The following is a 3,800-nucleotide window of genomic DNA, read 5'->3' on the forward strand; positions in this document are numbered from 1 at the left end:
CTTCCCTTATGAGCCGACGGCCGACCAGCTGCGGGCCAGTGCCGAAATCAAGGCTGACATGGAAAAGCCCAAGCCAATGGACCGGCTGCTGGTCGGCGACGTGGGCTTCGGCAAAACCGAAGTGGCCATGCGGGCGGCCTTCAAAGCCATCTGTGACGGCAAGCAGGTTGCCTTTTTGGTGCCGACGACCATCCTGGCCCAGCAGCACTACCAGACCATCAAGGACCGCTTCAAGGGCTTCCCGGTGGAAATCGCCAGCCTGTCGCGTTTTCAAACGCAGGCGGAAAGCAAGCAGATCGTGGCCGGCTTAAAAGACGGCAGCATCGATTTGGTGGTCGGCACGCACCGGATCTTGTCCAAGGACGTCCGCTTCAAGGACCTGGGCCTCTTGATCATCGATGAAGAGCAGCGCTTCGGCGTGGCCCACAAGGAAAAGCTCAAGCAGCTGAAGACGAACATCGACGTGCTGACTTTGACGGCCACGCCGATTCCGCGGACGCTGCACATGTCCATGATCGGCATCAGAGACCTGTCGGTCATGGAAACGCCGCCGCAGAACCGGTACCCGATCCAGACCTATGTCCTCGAGCAATTGCCGGCGACGGTCAAGGAAGCCTGTCAAAGGGAAATGCAGCGGGACGGCCAGGTCTTTTACCTGCACAACCGCGTCGGCGATATTGAAGAAACGGTGGCGCGCTTGGAGCAGCTTTTGCCGCAAGCGCGGATTGCCTACGCCCACGGGCAGATGAGCGAAAACCAGCTTGAGGACATCCTAAGCCGCTTTTTGGACCGGGAATTCGACATCCTGGTCACTACCACCATCATCGAAACCGGGATCGACATGCCCAACGTCAACACAATGATCATTGAGGACGCCGACCACTACGGGCTCAGCCAGCTTTACCAGCTGCGGGGCCGCATCGGCAGAAGCGCCCGTCTGGCTTACGCCTATTTCCTCTACCAGCCCAACAAGGTGCTGACTGAAGTGGGGGAAAAGCGACTGGATGCCATCCGGGACTTCACCGAACTTGGCGCCGGCTTCAAGATCGCCATGCGCGACCTCTCCATCCGGGGGGCCGGCAACATGCTGGGGGCCCAGCAGCATGGCTTCATTGACAGCGTCGGCTACGACCTCTACTCACAGATGCTGGCTGACGCCATTAAGGAGCGCCAGGGCAAAAAGCCGGTCAAAAAGAGCAATGCCGAAGTCGACCTGGGCCTGGAAGCCTACATTCCAAGCGACTATATTGCCGACCAGGAGCAGAAGATCGAGTTTTACAAGAAGATCAAGACTATCAGCGGCCAGCAGGACCGGGAAGACATCGAAGACGAATTGCTGGACCGCTTTGGCGACTATCCAGCCGCCGTTGAAAACCTGCTGAACGTGGCCAGCCTGAAGGCAGTCTGCGACCTGGCCCAGATCTTGACCCTGATCAAGCAGAAGAACCAGGTCAAGCTGGTCTTCAGCCCCGCTGCCAGCCGGGAAATGGAAGGGCCGAACGTCTTCAAGGCCCTGGAACACGTTTCCTGGAAGGCGCGGATCGCCCTGGACGGGCAGAAGCGGCTGACCGTGACCCTGCTGCTGCCAGACCAGGTCAACCGCCGCAGCATGTTCGCGGAACTGAATACTTTTGCCAAGGCCGCAGCCAAAATCGTGCAGCGCTAGCCGCATTTAGAAAGAAAACAGGAGAAAACCATGAGAATCGACAAATTTTTGAAAATTTCCCGCCTGGTCAAAAGAAGAACCGTTGCCAAGGAAATGGCCGACCAAGGCCGAGTAAGCGTCAACGGCAAGACCGTCAAGTCCAGCTACAATGTCGTGGTTGGCGACGTGATTGCAGTTGCCTATGGCACCAGAGTGATCAAAGCCCGGGTCCTGGACCTGCGCGAAACGACCAAAAAGTCGGAAGCTGGCGACTTATACGAGCTGGTTGACTAATGACTTTTTTCGCTTAAGCTGATATACTAGATCTATTATATGATTTTAGGATAAAGGGCAGACAGTGATGGGGAACAACAAGCAAAAGCGTCAAAACGTAACGCCGCTGCGGCCTGACCGGGAGGTCAACCGGCTGAAGAAGCGGCAAATCAAATTCAGAGAGGTCCACCGGGTCCGGCGCAACCGGATCATCGCCTTGATTTTGCTGGCCTTTGCCGTGCTCGGCTTTCAGCTGGCGGTAACCAAGGCCCGGACGGCCAAGATCGAAAAACAGGTCAGCCAGAGCCAGACTGCCTTGGCCAAGGCCAAGTCCACCAAGAAGAAGCTGACCAATGAGCGCGATGACATGAAAGACAGCGACTACGTTGCCAAGGTGATTCGCTACAAGTACAAGTACACCAAGAGCGGCGAACGGGTCTACAACATTAAAGAAAAGGGCGATAACTGATGAACTACCGGGTTGGCCAGCGCCTTGACGGCGTGATCAACAACGTGACGGATCTGGGGATTTTCGTGACCCTGCCCAAGCACAAGAGCGGCTTGATTCACCACAGCGATTTTGGCGACGACTGGCCGAGAGAACGCCAGCGCTGGCAGGCAGGCGACCAGGTGCGGGTGGTCATTCAGAACCTGCGCAAGGGCCGGCTGGACCTGTCGCTGCGCCGCGTCAATGATCCGGATCTGCAGGATCCGACGAATCAATTCAGCAGCTTGAAGCCGCGTGACTTTGCCTCTGTCCTCAACCGTGTGGACCAGGAGGCGCAAACTGAAATCAAGCAGCTTGAAGCTGCTCTGAACTAAGACTGGTCCTGGGGGACCAGTCTTTTCATTTGAAGCAGGAATTGAGGATAATCATGGACATTAAAGACAAACTGGCCGCCTTTTTCGCTGAAGAAGGGCTGCCCTTAAAGGGAAGCTTTCTGGTTGCCGTCAGCGGCGGACCGGACTCAATGGCGCTTCTCGACCTTATGCGGCGCCTGCCGGGCAATTTCAGCCTGGCCGCGGCCCATCTGGACCACCAGCTGCGCCCAGACAGCTGGGAAGAAGGCCGGGTTTTGCGCGCCTATTGCCGGAAATACCAGATTCCGCTTTACGAAAGCGTCTGGCCCAAGTCCCTGCACCCGCGCCGCGGCCTTGAGGCAGCAGCCAGGGAGTACCGCTATGGCTTTTTGCTGGCGACCGCGCGGCAGATCAAGGCAGACTGCCTGCTGACCGCGCACCACGGGGACGACTTGCTGGAGAACATCCTGCTCAAGCTGATCCGCTCGGGTATTCCCCGGGAAATGAACAGCTTGAAACCCGTGAGCCGGCGCGGCCCGGTCAAGCTGGTCCGCCCGCTTCTGGCCTTCAGCAAGGCGGAACTGCTGGCTTATGCGGCAGCCGCGGGCCTGGACTACGTGGAAGACTCGACCAACTCGGAAGACATTACGGCTCGCAACCGCCTGCGCCGGGAAGTGATTCCGCTCTTGAAGGCAGAGAATCCGGGAATTCTGGCCAATGCCTGCCGCTTCAGCCAGGAAATGACGGCCGCAGAAGACTATTTTGCCCGGACCGCGGCCAGCCTGCCCGCGCCGCAGGCCCTGTTTGGCGGCTGGCGGATTCCGCGGGCGGCCAGCGAGGCGGAAACGGAGCTTTTTAAGGCATACCTGGAGAATTTCGTGCAAAAAAAGTACAATAAAAGAGTCCAGTTCAGCCGCCGCCTGCTGGCCAGCGGCCAAAGCCAGGAGAAGGCCGGCTTGCACCTGCAGCTCTACCAGAAGCACTACTGGCTCTACCCGGCCAAGCAGCCGCCGGCTGCGGCCAGACAAGCAGTTGAAGCTGACCGGCCCTTTTGGTTTCAGGGCCGCTGCTTTCTCTTGAG

At 58.2% G+C, this 3,800-nt stretch carries 5 protein-coding genes; all 5 read left to right on the forward strand.

Annotated features, from left to right (window positions below; all coding sequences use genetic code 11):
- Positions 1-1,666, forward strand: a 1,666-nt coding sequence (mfd, locus tag lacNas_RS11905) for a transcription-repair coupling factor (RefSeq protein ID WP_201336207.1), incomplete at its 5' end; no start/stop codon positions are given.
- Positions 1,667-1,696: 30 nt separating this feature from the next.
- A complete protein-coding gene (locus lacNas_RS11910) occupies positions 1,697-1,939 on the forward strand; it encodes an RNA-binding S4 domain-containing protein (RefSeq protein ID WP_201330483.1) in 243 nt (80 codons plus the stop codon).
- Between the two features lie 67 nt (positions 1,940-2,006).
- Positions 2,007-2,387, forward strand: coding sequence for an FtsB family cell division protein (locus tag lacNas_RS11915; RefSeq protein WP_201330484.1), 381 nt, complete (start codon positions 2,007-2,009; stop codon positions 2,385-2,387).
- Positions 2,387-2,740, forward strand: coding sequence for a S1 RNA-binding domain-containing protein (locus tag lacNas_RS11920; protein WP_201330485.1), 354 nt, complete (start codon positions 2,387-2,389; stop codon positions 2,738-2,740). The genes lacNas_RS11915 and lacNas_RS11920 overlap by 1 nt, the downstream gene beginning before the upstream one ends.
- A gap of 53 nt (positions 2,741-2,793) precedes the next feature.
- A partial coding sequence (gene tilS, locus lacNas_RS11925; protein ID WP_201346897.1) for a tRNA lysidine(34) synthetase TilS occupies positions 2,794-3,800 on the forward strand: 1,007 nt, incomplete at its 3' end.

This window comes from Lactobacillus nasalidis (genome assembly GCF_016587775.1).
In the GTDB taxonomy this organism is placed as follows: domain Bacteria; phylum Bacillota; class Bacilli; order Lactobacillales; family Lactobacillaceae; genus Lactobacillus; species Lactobacillus nasalidis.

Coding starts and splice junctions, on each gene's coding strand:
- lacNas_RS11915 (WP_201330484.1), top strand. CDS start 2,007: ATGGGGAACAACAAGCAAAAGCGTCAAAACGTAACGCCGCTGCGGCCT.
- lacNas_RS11910 (WP_201330483.1), top strand. CDS start 1,697: ATGAGAATCGACAAATTTTTGAAAATTTCCCGCCTGGTCAAAAGAAGA.
- lacNas_RS11920 (WP_201330485.1), top strand. CDS start 2,387: ATGAACTACCGGGTTGGCCAGCGCCTTGACGGCGTGATCAACAACGTG.